We start from the raw sequence: 15,629 nt of genomic DNA, 5'->3' as shown, positions 1-15,629 counted from the left end.
GCAGTTCGTCAGGCGAGTTGTCGGCGAGAGCGGCCGGGAGGCGACGCGACCGTGACACATCTCTACGTCGGGACCGCGACGGCGGACATCACTCCGACCGAACCCGTGCCGCTGGCCGGTTTCGCGGTCCGGCTCGAACCGTGGGAGAAGGTGCGGGCCCCGCTCGCCGCCCAGGTGTTCGCGTTCGGCCGTCCCGATCCCGCCGAGGGGTGCGCCGCCCTGCTCGTGTGCGCGGACCTGCTGTGGTGGGGGCCGGACCTCGTGGCCGAACTGACCGGCCGGATCGCGGCGGAGTACGGCGTGCCCGCCGACGCGGTGGTGCTGCACGCCTCGCACACCCACTGCGCGCCCCAGCCAGGGCTGACGTTCTCCCCGTTCATCGGACGCGGCGATCCCGGCTACCTCGCCCGGCTCACCGAGGTCGTGCTCGAGGCGGTGGGCCGGGCGGTCACCTCGCTGGAGCCGGTGACCCTCGAACGGGGCAGCGGCACGTGCGGCTTCGGGATGAACCGGCGCCGCATCAATCCGGACGGCACGGTCGGCGGCCCCGACCCGAACGGACCGAACGACCCCGAGGTCGGCGTCGTCCGGATGCGGCGGACGGACGGGACGACCAAGGCGCTGCTCGTCCACTACACCTGCCACCCCGTCACCAGCGCCGACCCACAGGTCTCACCCGACTACCCCGGCGCCATGCGCGACCGGCTGTCCGGAACCGTCGGCCAGGGCGCGGTGATCGGGTTCCTACAGGGCTGCTGCGGCGACATCAACCCGAACGTCGTCCGCGACGGCGACTGGTACCGCGGCGGCGACGACGAGATCGCCGCCCTCGGGGACGAACTCGCCGGTGCGGTGCTGGGCGTCCTCGACGCACCGATGCGCCCGCTCTCCGCCCGGCCACCGCGGACCAGGACGCACACCGTCGACCTGCCCCTGCAGACACCCTCGCGGGACGCGCTGGCCCGGTCGCGGGAGGCGCCCGGGATCGACGGCGACTGGTCCCGCTGGCTGCTGGCCGATCCGGCGCGGCTCGTCGAGAAGGTACCGCTGCGGCTGACGCTGCTCGAACTCGCCGACGGACTCGCGCTGCTCGGCTTCGACGCGGAGGTGAGCGTCGCCTACGGCCACCACGTACGGCGGCAGTCGGCCTCGGGCGTGCTGCCGATCCCCTACACCAACGGGATGATCGGGTACGTCGTCACCGCCGAACAGGTCCGGGCCGGCGGCTACGAACCGGACCACTCCTACCCCTACGTCTACCGGTCCGGCCGCTTCAGCACCGCGGTGGAGCAGCACGTGACGGCCGCGATCGACCAGATCCTGGCGCGCGCCGCCGAACACGACACCGACCCCGGACCCGACACCGACACCGACGCTGGGACCGACACGGGCTCCGTACCGAGGAGGCAGTGATGAGCGCTGACCAACTGGCCCTGCTCGGAGGAGTGCCGGTGCGCACCGCGCCGTTCCCCGCCTGGCCACCCGCCACCGACGAGGCCGTCCAGGCCGTCGCCGAGGTCGCGAAGGCCGGCGTCTGGTCCGACGCCGAGGGACCGGTCAAGACGAGGTTCGAGCAGGAGTTCGCCACCTACCACGGCGCCCGTCACGGGCTCGGCGTGTGCAACGGCACCATCTCGCTGGAGATCCCGCTCAAGGCGCTCGGCATCGGCAGCGGGGACGAGGTGATCGTGCCCGGCTACACGTTCCTCGCCACCGCGACCGCCGTCCTTGGCGTCGACGCGCTGCCGATCTTCGCCGACGTCGACCCCGACTACGTCTGCCTGGACCCCGACGCGGTCGAGGCGGCCATCACGCCACGCACCAGGGCGATCATCCCGGTTCACCTGGCCGGGCACCCGGCCGACATGGACCGCCTCAACGACCTCGCCGCCCGGCACGGGCTGGCGGTCATCGAGGACGCCGCGCACGCGCACGGGGCCAGTTGGCGCGGTCAGCGGGTGGGTTCGTTCGGAACGTTCGGCAGTTGGTCGTTCCAGGCCAGCAAGAACATGACCTCCGGTGAGGGCGGCATGCTCGTCACCAGCGACGACGCTCTGGCCGACCTGGCCTGGAGCTTCCACCACTGCGGCCGTTCCCGGGACGGACAGTGGTACGACCACGCGATCCTCGGCGGCAACTACCGGCTGACGGAGTTCCAGAGCGCGATCCTGCTGACCCAACTCGCCACCCTCGACGACGACCTGGTGCGCCGGGAACGCGGCGCCGCCGTCCTGGACGCCGGGCTCGCCCCGATCGAGGGCCTGTCACCGCTGGCCCGCGATCCCCGCTGCACCATGCACGGCTACCACCTCTACCAGTTCCGCTACGACCCGGCGGGGTTCGGCGGGCTGCCTCGGGAACGCTTCGTGGCGGCACTGCGCGCGGAGGGCGTGCCGGTCAGCGTCGGCTACGGCCTACCCCTGGACCGGCAGGGTGTCTTCGCCAACCGACGTTTCGACCTGAAGGCGACCGGCTTCGACCCCTCCTACGCCGCGACCGACTACGGCAGCCTCGACCTGCCCGTCACCCAACGCTTCTGCGAGGAGTTGGTGTGGATCCCGCAGCAAGTCCTGCTGGGTTCGCGGGCCGACCTGGCGGATATCGTCGCGGCTGCGGAGAAGGTCTCCGCGGCGGCACACACCCTGGTGGAGGCCACGTGAGCGGAACGCAGCAGCGCAGGGTCGCGCTCATCGGCACCGGTCAGATGGCGAAGACGCACACCGTCGCCTGGCAGGCACTGGGCGCCGACGTCCTCGTCCACTCCCGATCACCCGAGCGCGGCACGGCGTTCGCCGCCGCCCACGCAGTCACCGCCGTCTCCGACCTGGCGCAGGTCCTCCAGGCCGCCGAGATCATCGACATCTGCACGCCGACCGACACCCACGCCAACCTCACCCACCGGGCCGCGGCGGCGGGGCTGCACGTCGTCTGTGAGAAGCCGCTCGCCCGTGACCCCGCCGAGGGGCGGGCGATGATCGAGGCGTGCGAACGCGCGGGGGTGGGCCTGTGCGTCGCGCAGGTGCTGCGGTTCTTCCCCGCCTACCTCGCCACCTGCGACGCCATCGCGGCCGGACGGATCGGAACGCCGCGGGAGTTCCGCTTCTTTCGCCAGGTCGAGAGCCCCGGAGCCGAGACGTGGTTCGCCGACACCGAGCGGTCCGGCGGCGTCCTGGTCGACCTGGCCATCCACGACATCGACTTCGCCCGCTGGGTGGGTGGTGAGGTCACCGAGGTCGTGGGGCGCTCGACGCTCAGCCTGCAGGCCGAGCCGCCCGTCCGGGCGAGCGCGACGCTCACCCACGTCGGCGGGCTGACCTCGCAGATCGTCGCCGTGTGGGACGTTCCGGGTACGCCGCTGCGGTCGACGTTCGAACTCGTCGGCGACGAGGGCGTGCTGAGGTTCGCCTCGCTGCCCGAGCCCGTGGTCACGGACGGCTCGGGTGCGGTGGTCTTCGCCGAGGACGGTTCGGTGGACCCGTTCGCCGAGCAACTGCGTGAGTTCGTGGCCGCGTTCGACGGCAAGGGGCAGCCGCGGGTCACCGCCGAGGACGGGCTGATGGCGTTGACCATCGCGCTGGCGGCGACGCGGTCGGCGGGCAACGGCCGGCCGGTCGACCCTTCGAGCCTGCTCGCCTGAGTCCGGGCTGCCCTCCGTGGTGTCCTGACCGGCATCGGCCGGTCCGGGCGCGCGCAGATCCGCCCAGGACCGGAAAGCGCTAGCTTGGCATGCACCGCCGGGGTCGGGCTCGTCGCCGAGTGTTAATGCGCCGTGCACGCTCAGGCCCTGCGGGCCTTGTGGGATGGGTGCTCGACCCAGTTCAGTTGCCGGGAAGGGAGCTGTTCGTGCTTCGACGTATTCCGCGCCTCGCGCGTGTCCTCACCCTCGTGGGTGCCGCCGCGGTGATGCTGGCCACCTCGGTCGGTGCGGCCGCCGTGCCCGCCAACGCGGAGGGGCAGCCGGTCCGGCTGCGGGTGGCGACGTACAACATCCACCACGCCGCCGGCCCCGACGACGTGCTCGACCTGGCCGACGTCGCCGGAGAGATCCGCCAACTCCGCGCGGACGTGATCGGCCTGCAGGAGGTCGACCGGCACTGGAGCGAGCGCAGCGCCTTCGTCGACGAGGCGGCCTGGCTCGCCGACGCGCTGGACATGCACGTCGTGTACGGCGCGAACCTCGACATGGACCCGGCAGCGCCCGGCCAGGAGCGTCGCCAGTACGGCACGGCGATCCTGTCCCGCTTCCCGATCCGGTCCTGGAGCAACACCTACCTGCCGAAGATCGACAACCACGAGCAGCGCGGTCTGCTGGTCGCCGACATCAAGGTGCGCGGTGTGGAGATGCGCTTCGCCAACACCCACCTGCAGCACGACAACTCCGCTGAGCGGATCATGCAGGCGGAGAAGATCGTCGAACTCCTCGGTGACAACCCCAAGCGGACGGTTCTCACCGGTGACCTCAACGCCACCGCCGACACGACCGAGATCAAGACGCTGACCAGTGTCTTCACCGACTCCTGGGCCGAGGTCGGCGTGGGTGACGGCTACACCTACTCCCAGGAGGACCCGCACGCCCGCATCGACTTCGTGCTGAGCTCGCCGGACCTGCAGCCCCGCAAGACCCAGGTGCTCACCACCGCTGACGGCTCCGACCACCTGCCGATGGTGGCCGACTTCGCCGTCCGCCGGTGACGATGTGCTAGAGATGCCCCTGAGATGAACGATGGGCACCACGAGCAGGGGCTGACGAGTTTGCGGGTCGCGACGTACAACATCCATCACGGAGCAGACGTCGCCGACCGGCTCGACCTCGCCCGAACCGCGGCGGTGATCGCCGCCTCCGGGGCCGGACTCGTGGGCCTGCAGGAAGTCGACCGGCACTGGTCGGAGCGCAGCGCGTTCGCCGACCAGGCCGGTTGGCTCGCCGAACGGTTGGAGATGCGGGTCGTCTACGCCGCCAACCTCGACCTGCACCCTGTCGCCGTGGGCCAGGAACGCCGCCAGTACGGCACCGCGATCCTGTCCCGCTACCCGATCCGTTCCTTCGTCAACTCCTCCTTGCCAGGCGTCCAGGGCGGGGAGCCACGGGGTTTCCTCGCCGCCGAAGTCGACCTGGCTTCGGGACAGGGAGCGCCGCAACCGCTGTGCTTCGCCACCACCCACCTCAGCGAAGCCAGCCCGCGCGCCCGGGAGAAGGAGGCGGCGCGGATCCGCGAACTCCTCGGCCCCACGCCCCGCCGGACCATCGTGACCGGCGACCTGAACGCCCTTCCCGGTACGCCAGAACTCAAGCTGCTCACCGAGGTGCTGGTCGACGCCTGGTCTGCCGTTCACGCAGCCGAGGAGGACGCGGGCTACACCTTCTCCGCCGCCCAGCCGGAACGCCGGATCGACTACGTACTCGTCTCGCCCGACATCACGGTGGAAGCCGTCAGGGTCCGCACCGACGTCGACGCCTCCGACCACCTGCCCCTGGTCGCCGACCTGACCTGGTGAACGCGGTCGCGGTCCGCCGGACGCTCGCGATCTTGAAGGTTCTCGGCGCATGTATGCCCGGCGACAGCCGCGAGTTCGGCGGTTGAGGTCGGGCACGGTCTGTTTCGATGTTGCTGAGGGGCGGTCGGGCGGTGGTGTATGAACCGGTGTCTTCGCATGACCGGCGCGCGGGTTTGGATCGGCAGGTCGCTCGGCTTTCTGGTTGGGCACGTCCTCTGGCCATGACTCACGGCCATAGCGCTGCTGAGGTTGTCACCGAGGTTGGGTCGGGGCTGAACGGGAGGCGGCCGAAGTTGACACGCGTCTTGTCGGAGGCGTCTGCCATGGTGGTGGTTGTGGAACACCGCGACCGGCTCGCCCGCTTCGGCGTGGAGCATCTGGAAGCGGCCCTGTCGGGCCAGGGCCGCCGGATCGTTGTCGCCGACCCCGGTGAGACCACCGACGATGGTGAGACCACCGATGATCTGGTGGCCGACATGATCGAGGTGCTCACCGGAATGTGCGTGAGGTTGTACGGCCGTCGTGGTACTAGGGCCCGGGCGATGGGGGCGGTCACCGCCGCCAAGACCACCGCCCCGGAGCCAGTGGCGGTGCCGGACGCGTTGTCGCACGCGGGGGTGGTGTGATGGCCAGGTTCGAGGTCCCCGATGGCTGGGTGGTGCAGGCGTACCGGTACGCGCTTGACCCCACGCCCGTCCAGGAGCGGAGGTTTTGGTCGCATGCGGGTGGTGCCCGTAAGGCGCACAACACGATGCTCGGTCTGGTGCGGGCGGTGATGGACCAGCGGGTGGCCGAGCGCAGCTACGCCGTGCCGGAGGAGGGCCTCACCCCGACGTTGGGTTGGTTCCTTCCCGCGTTGCGGCGGGAGTGGAATGCCCGCAAGGACAGCGTGGCGCCGTGGTGGGGTGAGAACTCCAAGGAGGCCTACAGCACCGGCCTGGATGCCCTAGCGCGCGGCTTGGATGCCTGGTCCAAGTCGCGGAGGGGCCAGCGCGCCGGGCGGGCGGTTGGGTTCCCCCGGTTCAAGTCGAAGCGGTCCCACGCGTCGGTGCGGTTCACCACCGGAACGATCCGGGTCGAACCCGACCGGCACCACGTCACCCTCCCGCGACTGGGCAGGCTCAAGACGCATGAGTCCACCCGCAAACTCGCCCGCCGCGTCGAGGCGGGTACCGCCCGAATCCTGTCCGCCACCCTGGCCCATGACTCTGCTGGACGCTGGCATGTGTCTTTCCAGGCCGTCCTTCAGCGCGCCGCAGGGGTGCCCGGGCATGTCGGGCGTCGCGAACCGGTGGTGGGCGTGGATGTGGGGGTGAAGGCGAGGTGAAGGCGGACGCGTTGTTGGTGGTCGCGACCCCGGATGGTCGTGAACTGGGCAGGGTTGGTGCCCCGAAGTCGCTGACCGCGGCGCAGGCCCGGCTGCGGGTGCTGCAACGACGCGCGGCGCGCCAGATCGGTCCCTACGATCCGGCCACGAAGGCCAGGCGGGCTCCGTCGAAGGGGTGGCAGCACACGCAGGCCCGCATCGGCCGAACGCATGCCCGTGCGGCGGCCCTGCGTCGGGACGTGCTGCACAAGGCCACCACCTTCCTCGCGCAACGCCACCAGGTCATCACGGTGGAGACGTTGAACGCCTCCGGCATGCGCTCGGCTGGTGGTGCCTACAAGCGGGGCCTGAACCGGGCACTTGCTGACGCGGCGTTGGCGCAGATCCGGCGGATGCTCGCCTACAAGACCCGCTGGTACGGCTCCACCCTGGTGGAAGTACCCAGGTTCTACCCCTCATCCAAGACCTGTTCGGCCTGCGGCAGGCGAAAACCAAACCTGACCCTGGCCGACCGGACCTATGCGTGTGAACACTGCGAAGTCATGATCGACCGTGATCGCAACGCCGCGATCAACCTCGCCCGCCTCGGCGACACCCTGCACACGGGTGGAACGGGGACCGGTACCGGGAGTAGACCGGCCGCCCACCAGACCAACGACGGCAGGGTGGGAGACGGACGTGGAGCCACGCAGGAGACCGCGACCACGCCAGTGGTCAACGCAGCAGGCCGCGAAACGTCAACCCCGCACCAGCAACCACTGGATCAGACGGGGACTGCCTCACCGCAAGGTGAGGCTGCCTGATGATGAGCATGCTCACGTTTGCTCACCCGAAGGCAACGGTCTGCTGTGCGGTGAACACCGCTTCGGCGTACTTCGCGGCCAGTTCCTTGCCATCCTCCGACGACCCGGCCTGCACGAGCAGCGGGTACGCCTGCGGCGAGCGGGGCAGGTTGAGCGGGCCCTGCACCCTGAAGTACCGCCCGACGTGGTTGATCCGGTGGACGCGCTCCCCGTCGCCCTACACGCCGCGCTCCTTGTCGGCGAGGGTGGCGTCGTCCTGCCAGCTGTCCCACAGCTTGTGCGACACCTCGATGAACTCCGCCGCGCCTGGTAGCGGTCCCGGTGGCTCGGTAACTCCTCCATTCCGAAGTTGCGGGCCGCCTCGAGTGTCGCCGTGATGACGACGTTCCAGCCGGCGCGGCCGCCGCTCACGTGGTCGACGGAGGCGAACCGGCGGGCGAGGTTGTACGGGTCGTTGTAGGTCGTGGAGGCGGTGGCGATCAGTCCGATCCGTTCGGTCGCCGGGGCGATCGCGGTCAGCAGCACCGTCAGCTCCAACGCACCGGAGGGCCGGCGTCCGACCTCGTTGAACAGCGCGGGACTGTCGGCGAAGAAGATCGAGTCGAACGTTCCCCGTTCGGCGATCCGGGCGAGCTCGCGGTAGTGCTCGACGTCGGTGTTGGCGATCGGGTTGCTCTCCGGCAGCCGCCAGGACGCCTCGTGGTGTCCGGTGCTCATGAGGAACGCGTTCAGGTGCAGGTGTTTCGTACTCATCGGGGCTCCGTCGCGTGGTCGCGGGCGGACGGGTCCGACCCGCCGCCGGTGCCGAGGGTGGTCAGCAGGTGCGTTCGGAGCCGGGCGAACTCCGGGTCGGCCGGGCTGCGTGGTTGGCCGAGGTCGATGGCGAGGTCGGAGACGATCCGCCCCTGGTCGAGGACCACCACCCGGTCGGCGAGCACGATCGCCTCGTCGACGTCGTGGGTGACGAGTAGGACCGCGGGGCGGTGCCGGTCGCAGAGTTGGCGGAGCAGCCGGTGCATCCGGATTCTGGTCAGGGCGTCGAGACTGCCGAACGGCTCGTCGGCGAGGAGGAGTTCGGGTTCGCGGACCAGAGAACGGGCCAGCGCAACCCGTTGTTGCTCCCCACCGGAGAGCTGGGTGGGCCAGGCTCGTTCGCGGCCGGCCAGGCCTACCTCGGCGAGGCTTTCCCGTGCTCTCTCCCGTGCCGACTGCCCGTCCAGGCCGAGTACCACGTTGTCAAGGACACGTTGCCAGGGTAGGAGTCGCGAGTCCTGGAAGACGACGGAGACGGTCGGAGGTACGTCGATCGTGCCGGAGCCGGCGACGCCGTAGTCGAGGCCGGCCAGCGCCCGGAGCAAGGTGCTCTTGCCCGATCCGCTGCGGCCCAGCAGCGCCACGAACTCTCCCTGCCCGATGTCGAGGTCGAGTGCGTCGAGGACTCTGCGGTCGCCGAAGCTGCGCACGATGCTCCGCATCCGCACCGCCGGGCCGGTGTGGGACGTCGGTCTGCTCGCGGGCGCGGTGTCCGCGATCGCTGTGCTGGTTGCCGTACGGGCTGTCGGTTCGGTCAGTCCGCCAGGGTGCGTCGCCATGACAACGCCCTCCTCTGCACGAGTCGGATCGCACCGTCGGAGAGGAGGCCGAGCAGTCCGTAGAGGACCAGCCCGACGATGATGATCTCCGTCTGACCGTAGGTGCGGGCGAGTTCCATCATGTAGCCGATACCGCTTGTGGAGTTGAACTGCTCCACGACGACGAGGGAGAGCCACGCGCCGGTCACGGCGAAACGCAGACCGAGCAGGAATCCCGGCAACGCACCAGGCAACACGACCTTGCGGATGAACGCCCAGTGCCGCAGGCCGACCGTCTCGGCGAGTTCGACGTACCTGCTGTCGATACTGCGCAGACCGTTGTGGGTGTGGATGTAGATGGGCACGAACACGCCCAGCGTGATCGTGACGACCTTCATCGTCTCGCCGATGCCGGCCCACAGGATCAGCAAAGGCAACAGCGCCAGCGACGGGATCGCCCGCTTGACCTGGATCGGTCCGTCCAGCAGGGCTTCGCCCCAGCGGCTGAGCCCGGAGACGAGGGCCAGGACGGTGCCGAGCACGATGCCGATGCCGAGCCCGAGGAACGCCCGCTGCGCGGAGATCGCGAGGTTCTGCTGGAGCCGGCCGTCGGCGATCAGGTCGCCGGCGGTGGTGAGGACGGTCCACGGCGCGGACAGGATGCGCTGGTCGATCAGGCCGAGCGCTGAACCGGCCGACCACACGACCAGCAGGACGAGGACGCCGAGGAAGGAGCCGAACCGGATCCGGTCGCCCGGGCCCAGCCGGCGGTGCAGCGGCCGGACGTCCACACGGGTCGTACCCGCGTCGCGTTCGGTCGGCGTCGCGTCGTGTGCCGCGTCGCTGGTCGTGTCCTGGGTGGCGGTCGCGGGAACGCTGGATGCGCTCATCCCTGACCACCCGCCCGGAACGCGTCGGCAGCCACCGACTCGAACCGCAGGTCGAACAGATCCCTGGCGTTCAGCTTCGGCTTGTCGGTCTCGGCCGCGAGCAGGTCGACGGTCTCCTGCTGACGCTTGATGACGTCGGTCCAACTGGCGGGGATGTCGGGCTCGCCCTCTGCCTTGACCAGGTACTCACCGTCGTCGACGGACAGGCCCTGGTCCTTCACGTAATAGCCCTCGATCCACTCCTTCGGGTGCTCCTCGATCCAGCTGACGGCACGCGCCCAGTGTTGGACGTACTCACGGATCGCCGCGGCCTTGCCCGGGTCCTCCAGCGTGCTGATCGGCGCGTACAGGTGGCTCGGGTCGTCGCGCAGCCCGTGCGGGATGGTCTTGCCGCCGTCCTTGCCGTACTTGGCGACGTACCGCTTGACGTTGACCCCACCGATCGGCGCGACATCGACCTGGCGGGCGGCGAGGGAGTTCGGGTACACGTCGCCGGTGCTCGGGAGTTCGATGAGTCGCACGTCGGTCTTGACCAGGTTCAGTTTCTTCAACAGGCGCAGGACGAGCGCGCCCTGCGCCTGGCCCGGGCTGTAGGCGACCCGTCTGCCCCGCAGGTCCGCGAGGGTGTCGACGCCTGCGCCGGGCGCGATGCCGAGTTGGTAGACCGGGTGGTGGAGCGGGTCCTGACGGAACTTCGCCGCCACGATCTTCGTCGGGACACCCGTCCACACCGAGTGGATCGGCGGGATGTCGGCGACCGCGCCGAGATCCAGGGCGTGCGCGCGGAACGCCTCCAGGGTCTGCGGACCGCCGCTGAGGTTGGCCCACTCGACGTCGAAGGAGATCTGGTCGACCTGGCCGGACAGTTCGAGCGCCTTCTGGATCGAGGGGTCTCCGATGGTGAGCTTCGTTCCCTTCGGCACCTTCTTCGGTAGGGGCGCGTCGGGTGAGCCCGTCTTCGCGACGGGGCGTACCTCGTCGCGGCCGCACGCGCCGAGCAGGGCCAGCCCGGCGAACACCGAACCGGCCAGCGCCGAGCGGCGCGTGATGCGCGGTGGCCGTGACTGTGGCAGGGGGTCAGGGCGGGAACGAGTGGACATGGCGGGAACTCCTTCGGTAACCGATGTCTGGCGTGCTGGCAGCCGTTGGGCTGAGCTGCCGGGGCGGGTCGGCGGGGCACGACGACGCAGGCCGGCGCGCTCGCCTGGCCGATCGATGGCAGCGGCTTCGAGCGTGCGGTACGTCCGGTCGGCCTCAGGGCGCGACGACGAGCCCCGAGACGGCGGCGAAACCGCGGCCGGAACGGACGCGGCTGGCGGGGACCACCGGAGGGTGTCCCGTCGAGGAAGCCCTACATCTCAAAGGGGCTGAGTGAACACAAGGGCTCGAGGTGCGAGCGTCGTACCGCGAGCGCCGTCGCGGCGGGACCAGTTGTCAGCGACAGGCAGCGCTGGCGACGCGCATCTGGTCGACTTCGCGTCGCCTCGTCAGAAGGATCCGCGAGGACATGCCCCGGATATTACCTACCAATCTGGTGGGAATACTAGGCATATCCACGTCCTGAGACGTCCATCTCGGAACACGGCTCCGGATTTCCGCTCGGGGTCGCGGGCACCGTCGACGCCCAGGGCGACGTCCAAGCGCTCAAACTCAACCCGCGCATCATGCGGAGCGCGTCGGAGGACCTGGCGGAAGGGATCAGGGACGCTGGCCGCTAGCGAACGTCGGCTTCGGGGAGCCGCTTCAGAATTTCGGTGACCGTTTCGTCGGGCGTCTGCTCGGAGGTGTCCAGCCACAGCCCGACCCGGGGCGTCTCCCGACGGAACGCGGCGTCGAGATCCTCGACGTTCCAGCCGTCGACGTACCCGGACTTCGGGCGCCCCGCCTCCCGGCGCGCCACCACCTCCGGTCGTGGGGCGAGAACGACGACCGACAGCGGGCGACTCCGGACGAGGGAGGTGTACGCAGGCAGGTCGGGCCCACCGATGATGTCCTGGACGACGACCGTGTAGCCCGCGTCGGCGTAGGTGTCGGCGACCATGGACGAGATCCGGTAGCGCAACGCGAGTTCGGAGATCATCGCGCCGCCACCCTGCGGGGTGATCGGCGCCGCGCCGGACACGATCATGCGCCGGAACGAGTCGCCGCGCAGGTGCACCGAGCGTTCGAGCCGCTCCGCCAGCAGTTGGGCGACGGTCGACTTGCCGGCCGCCATCACTCCCGTCACGACGATCATCCGCGGTGGCTGGTCCGCCTGCGCCGCCCGGTCGGGAAAGCTGCTCTGGTTGGAGTGGTTTGGTGTGGTCATCCCAGACATTCTGTCCGCACGTCTGCAGGATCGCATCGACAAAAGGACCGGAGTCGCCGCGTGCCGTCCCGGTAAACCGCTGCGATGCGGCGGCGGGGAGAGGTAACAAGGGCCGAGAGGGCCTGTTGCCTCGCGCCCCACACGTGCGCGCCCGTCCGGCGAGGAGGACCCATGGCCAGCACCCGCCTCCGCGCACTCGACGGCGCGGATATCGAGGTTTCCGACACCGACATCGAGGCGTTCGCCGGCCAGTTGCGCGGCCGGCTCGTCGGTCCGGCGGACCTGGACTACGACGAAGCGCGGGCGGTGTGGAACGGCCTGATCGACAAGCGCCCCGGGCTGATCGCCCGCTGCACCGGAACCGCAGACGTCATGGCCGCGGTGAGGTTCGCCCGTGCGCACGAGCTACTCCTCGCGGTCCGCGGTGGCGGACACAACGTCGCCGGCGCAGCAGTGTGTGACGGCGGCCTGGTCGTCGACCTGTCCCCGATGAAGGCCATCCGGGTCAACCCGGGTGCGGGCACGGTGCGCGCCCAGGGCGGCGTCCGGATCGGGGACCTCGACCACGAGTCGCAGGCGTTCGGACTCGCGGTGCCGATGGGGGTGGTGAGCGAGACCGGCATCGCCGGGCTCACCCTCGGCGGCGGGTACGGCTGGCTCACCCGCAAGTACGGGCTCAGCTGCGACAACCTGCTCTCCGCCGACGTCGTGACCGCCGACGGGCGCTGGGTCCGTGCGGGCACCGGACCTGACGACGACCTGGACCTGCTGTGGGCGATACGCGGCGGCGGCGGGAACTTCGGGGTCGTCACGTCGTTCGACTTCCGGGCACACCCGATCGGGCCGGAGGTCTACTTCGGCTTCGTCGTCCACGCCGGGTCCGCGGCTGGCGAGGCGCTGCGTGGAATCCGCGCCTTCATCGAGCAGGCGCCGGAGGGGGTGATGTCGGTCGCCGTCCTGTGGCACGGACCGCCGCTGGAGCAGATCCCGGCCGAGCATCACGGCAAGCCCGTGGCGATCCACCTCGCGGTGTACGCGGGCGACCCGGCCGAGGGCGAGCGGGCGCTCCGCGCGGCCCGGGACATCGGCAACCCGATCGCCGACCTCAGCGGGCCGATGCGCTACGTCGACCTGCAGCGGTTCCTCGACGTCGACTATCCCGCCCACGACCTCCGCTACTACTGGAAGTCGCGCTACCTCAGCGGGCTCCCCGACGACCTCATCGACCTGCTCGTACAGAGAAACGAAGCATCGCCGTCCCCGCTGAACACCTTCGAGATGTGGTCGCTCGGTGGTGCGGCCGCCCGGGTGGCCACGCAGGACTCCGCCTTTGGTGACCGGTCCGCACCGTACCTGCTAGGCGTCGAAGCGAACTGGGAGCGACCCGAGGACGACACGGCCAACCTCGCCTGGGTACGCGAAGTGCATGCGGACGTCGAGCCCTTCTCGACCGGGCGGGAGTACGTCAACTTCCCCGGCTTCTACGAGGACGAGAACCTCGTCCGCGAGACGTTCGGCCCGAACTTCCGCCGGCTGGCGTCGCTGAAGAAGCGGTACGACCCGATGAACCTGTTCCGGCTCAACCACAACATCCCGCCAGCCCCATGAGTCCGGGTTCCGCGGGGCGGTTCAGAAGCGGCGGGTGTCGACACTGCGGGGATCCGCGACCCGACGGGACGCGTAGATCCGGCCGGACCGCGCGGTGGCCCGCCAGGCGCGGGCGAAGACCTGCTCGATGTCGGCGTCGTTCCGGTTCAGCTCCCCGACCGCGAGCGCGGACCCACCAGTGGATGTCGCCTGGTCGAGGTAGCTGCCGTTCGGGGCGATGAGGCTGGCCGGTACGGCGTGGCCGCACTGCGCGGGGACGGAGAAGCTCAGCCAGTAACAGTTGGTCGCCGCGTGGGCCTGGGCGTGGACGCCGAAGACCGGGTCCTCGGAGTACGACGAGACCAGCACGCAGTCCACGTTCAGGCGCTCGTACTCCGCGAACACCTCCGGGAAGCGCACCTCGATGCACAACGCCGTCCCGAACCTGAAGCCGTCCACCGTGAACACGACCGGCCGGAAGCCCGGTGAGTACCAGTCGCTGATCTCGGTGTGGGAACAGAACCGCTTGTCGTACCGGTCGACCAGGGTGCCGGTGTCGGAGATGACGTACAGGCTGTTGTGCGGCCGGTGCGGACGGGACAACCGGTGCGCGCAGCCGAGGACCGTCCAGATGCGCAGCTCGCCCGCCAGCGCGGCCGTCTTCTCCAGCTCCTCCCGGATCGCGGCCCAGTCGACGTCGGCCCAGTCCGTGATCTGCGCCTTGCAGTACCCAGACAGCGCCCCCTCCGGGAACTGCACGAGCCGCGCGCCGGCCTCGCTGGCCTGCCGCATGAGGGCCCGGATCTCCTGTCCGTTGTGGCGTACGTCGGTGGAGATCACGCTCTGAGCAGCGGCGATACGGAACGGCACTGTCGTCATCGCCGCACTATGTCATCGGGGACGCCCGGCTCGTGGGCGTTTGGTGGAGCGTGTCTCGGGCACGCTCCCGGGCCCGCAGGGCAGACCGGGGGCCGGACAGAATACCCCCGAGTGGGAGAATGGGCGGCGTTGCCCCCGAGACCTGGTTTCGGGGGCAGATCTGCGGCAGATCTCGGGTGGGGCGGCAGCGCGCTGGTCCGCGCGGGTTCACCGCGGGCAGGAGGGCTCGCATAGTGGCCTAGTGCGGCGGTCTTGAAAACCGCTACCGAGGGACCCCTCTCGGTCATGGGTTCGAATCCCATGCCCTCCGCTTTGACCTGGTGGTTAGCCGCCCTGACCTGCGGAAACGCGGTCTGGGCGGGGCTTCGAAGGGCCGCTCAGCGGGGCTCGGTGTGGCTCGCTCTATCCGACCAGATCTCGGCGTTCGGGGGCTATTTCGGGGCCACGTCTGCGCTTGTCATGTGGCGGGCTCGGGCGCCACCGAGCGGACTCGCGCCGCGGTTCAAGCCCCGGAACGCTCGGGGGCGCCGCGTTGATCAACACGGCCGCGAGGACGACACTCAGGCAATGACTGACGTGGAGCGCCTGCAGCGCATGGTGTCGGATCTGCGGTCCATGCGGAACAGCTGCGAACCGAAGAACAACGGGAACCCGCGCTACCTGCACTACTCCGGTGCGGTGTCCAACCTGCTGTGGCTGATAGGCGACCTCCAGGCCGAGGAGGACTGACATGGATGTTGGTGACCTGAGCAACGACAAGGCGAACGA

General features: G+C 69.9%; 15 protein-coding genes, 1 tRNA gene and 1 pseudogene. 11 read left to right on the top strand and 6 right to left on the bottom strand.

Annotated features, from left to right (window positions below; genetic code table 11):
• Positions 1-51 precede the first annotated feature (51 nt).
• The 8 genes and pseudogenes from HEB94_RS07975 to HEB94_RS49100 all read left to right on the top strand — a co-directional run bounded on the left by HEB94_RS07975 (position 52) and on the right by HEB94_RS49100 (position 7,626).
• Positions 52-1,413: a hypothetical protein gene (locus HEB94_RS07975; protein ID WP_192749302.1), complete on the top strand. Its 1,362-nt coding sequence runs from the start codon at positions 52-54 to the stop codon at positions 1,411-1,413.
• A complete protein-coding gene (locus HEB94_RS07970) occupies positions 1,413-2,660 on the top strand; it encodes a DegT/DnrJ/EryC1/StrS family aminotransferase (protein WP_192749301.1) in 1,248 nt (415 codons plus the stop codon). Before HEB94_RS07975 ends, HEB94_RS07970 begins: the two co-directional genes overlap by 1 nt.
• Complete coding sequence (locus HEB94_RS53400) at positions 2,657-3,637, top strand: Gfo/Idh/MocA family oxidoreductase (RefSeq protein WP_192749300.1); 981 nt, start codon at positions 2,657-2,659, stop codon at positions 3,635-3,637. Before HEB94_RS07970 ends, HEB94_RS53400 begins: the two co-directional genes overlap by 4 nt.
• A 206-nt stretch (positions 3,638-3,843) precedes the next feature.
• Entirely contained in the window at positions 3,844-4,692 is an 849-nt protein-coding gene (locus tag HEB94_RS07960) for an endonuclease/exonuclease/phosphatase family protein (protein ID WP_337917513.1), read from the top strand.
• A gap of 24 nt (positions 4,693-4,716) precedes the next feature.
• A complete protein-coding gene (locus HEB94_RS07955; RefSeq protein ID WP_192749299.1) occupies positions 4,717-5,496 on the top strand; it encodes an endonuclease/exonuclease/phosphatase family protein in 780 nt (259 codons plus the stop codon).
• 131 nt (positions 5,497-5,627) lie between these two features.
• Positions 5,628-6,122, top strand: a pseudogene (locus HEB94_RS07950) (IS607 family transposase); the annotation flags it as partial.
• Positions 6,122-6,823 carry a helix-turn-helix domain-containing protein gene (locus HEB94_RS49105; RefSeq protein WP_202896212.1) on the top strand — a complete coding sequence of 234 codons (702 nt, stop codon included), beginning with the start codon at positions 6,122-6,124 and terminating at the stop codon, positions 6,821-6,823. The pseudogene HEB94_RS07950 and the gene HEB94_RS49105, both read left to right, overlap by 1 nt.
• The gene (locus HEB94_RS49100) at positions 6,820-7,626 is read left to right on the top strand and encodes an RNA-guided endonuclease InsQ/TnpB family protein (RefSeq protein ID WP_202896211.1); all 807 of its coding nucleotides are present in this window, start codon (positions 6,820-6,822) and stop codon (positions 7,624-7,626) included. Before HEB94_RS49105 ends, HEB94_RS49100 begins: the two co-directional genes overlap by 4 nt.
• A gap of 12 nt (positions 7,627-7,638) precedes the next feature.
• Here HEB94_RS49100 and HEB94_RS55080 read toward each other — a convergent pair whose 3' ends face one another.
• The 5 genes from HEB94_RS55080 to HEB94_RS07920 all read right to left on the bottom strand — a co-directional run bounded on the left by HEB94_RS55080 (position 7,639) and on the right by HEB94_RS07920 (position 12,395).
• Complete coding sequence (locus HEB94_RS55080; protein ID WP_425550384.1) at positions 7,639-8,379, bottom strand: LLM class flavin-dependent oxidoreductase; 741 nt, start codon at positions 8,377-8,379, stop codon at positions 7,639-7,641.
• A complete protein-coding gene (locus HEB94_RS07935) occupies positions 8,376-9,218 on the bottom strand; it encodes an ABC transporter ATP-binding protein (protein ID WP_192749298.1) in 843 nt (280 codons plus the stop codon). The genes HEB94_RS55080 and HEB94_RS07935 overlap by 4 nt, the downstream gene beginning before the upstream one ends.
• Positions 9,194-10,087: an ABC transporter permease gene (locus HEB94_RS07930; protein ID WP_192749297.1), complete on the bottom strand. Its 894-nt coding sequence runs from the start codon at positions 10,085-10,087 to the stop codon at positions 9,194-9,196. Before HEB94_RS07930 ends, HEB94_RS07935 begins: the two co-directional genes overlap by 25 nt.
• Positions 10,084-11,187, bottom strand: coding sequence for an ABC transporter substrate-binding protein (locus tag HEB94_RS07925; protein ID WP_192749296.1), 1,104 nt, complete (start codon positions 11,185-11,187; stop codon positions 10,084-10,086). Before HEB94_RS07925 ends, HEB94_RS07930 begins: the two co-directional genes overlap by 4 nt.
• A gap of 614 nt (positions 11,188-11,801) precedes the next feature.
• The gene (locus HEB94_RS07920; protein ID WP_192749295.1) at positions 11,802-12,395 is read right to left on the bottom strand and encodes a phosphotransferase-like protein; all 594 of its coding nucleotides are present in this window, start codon (positions 12,393-12,395) and stop codon (positions 11,802-11,804) included.
• 171 nt (positions 12,396-12,566) lie between these two features.
• On the opposite strand from HEB94_RS07920, the gene HEB94_RS07915 reads away from it, so the two are divergent.
• Complete coding sequence (locus HEB94_RS07915; RefSeq protein WP_192749294.1) at positions 12,567-14,003, top strand: FAD-binding oxidoreductase; 1,437 nt, start codon at positions 12,567-12,569, stop codon at positions 14,001-14,003.
• Between the two features lie 21 nt (positions 14,004-14,024).
• On the opposite strand, the gene HEB94_RS07910 is transcribed toward HEB94_RS07915, so the two are convergent.
• Positions 14,025-14,861 carry a carbon-nitrogen hydrolase family protein gene (locus HEB94_RS07910; protein WP_192749293.1) on the bottom strand — a complete coding sequence of 279 codons (837 nt, stop codon included), beginning with the start codon at positions 14,859-14,861 and terminating at the stop codon, positions 14,025-14,027.
• 219 nt (positions 14,862-15,080) lie between these two features.
• On the opposite strand from HEB94_RS07910, the gene HEB94_RS07905 reads away from it, so the two are divergent.
• Positions 15,081-15,171, top strand: a tRNA-Ser gene (locus tag HEB94_RS07905).
• Between the two features lie 257 nt (positions 15,172-15,428).
• Positions 15,429-15,590, top strand: a complete 162-nt coding sequence (locus tag HEB94_RS07900) for a hypothetical protein (protein ID WP_192749292.1) — start codon at positions 15,429-15,431, stop codon at positions 15,588-15,590.
• Positions 15,591-15,629 lie beyond the last annotated feature (39 nt).

It is taken from the genome of Actinopolymorpha pittospori, from assembly GCF_014873875.1.
GTDB lineage: Bacteria > Actinomycetota > Actinomycetes > Propionibacteriales > Actinopolymorphaceae > Actinopolymorpha > Actinopolymorpha pittospori.
The sequence above is the reverse complement of the archived record's forward strand: the minus strand, read 5'-3'. Positions and strand labels throughout refer to the sequence as shown.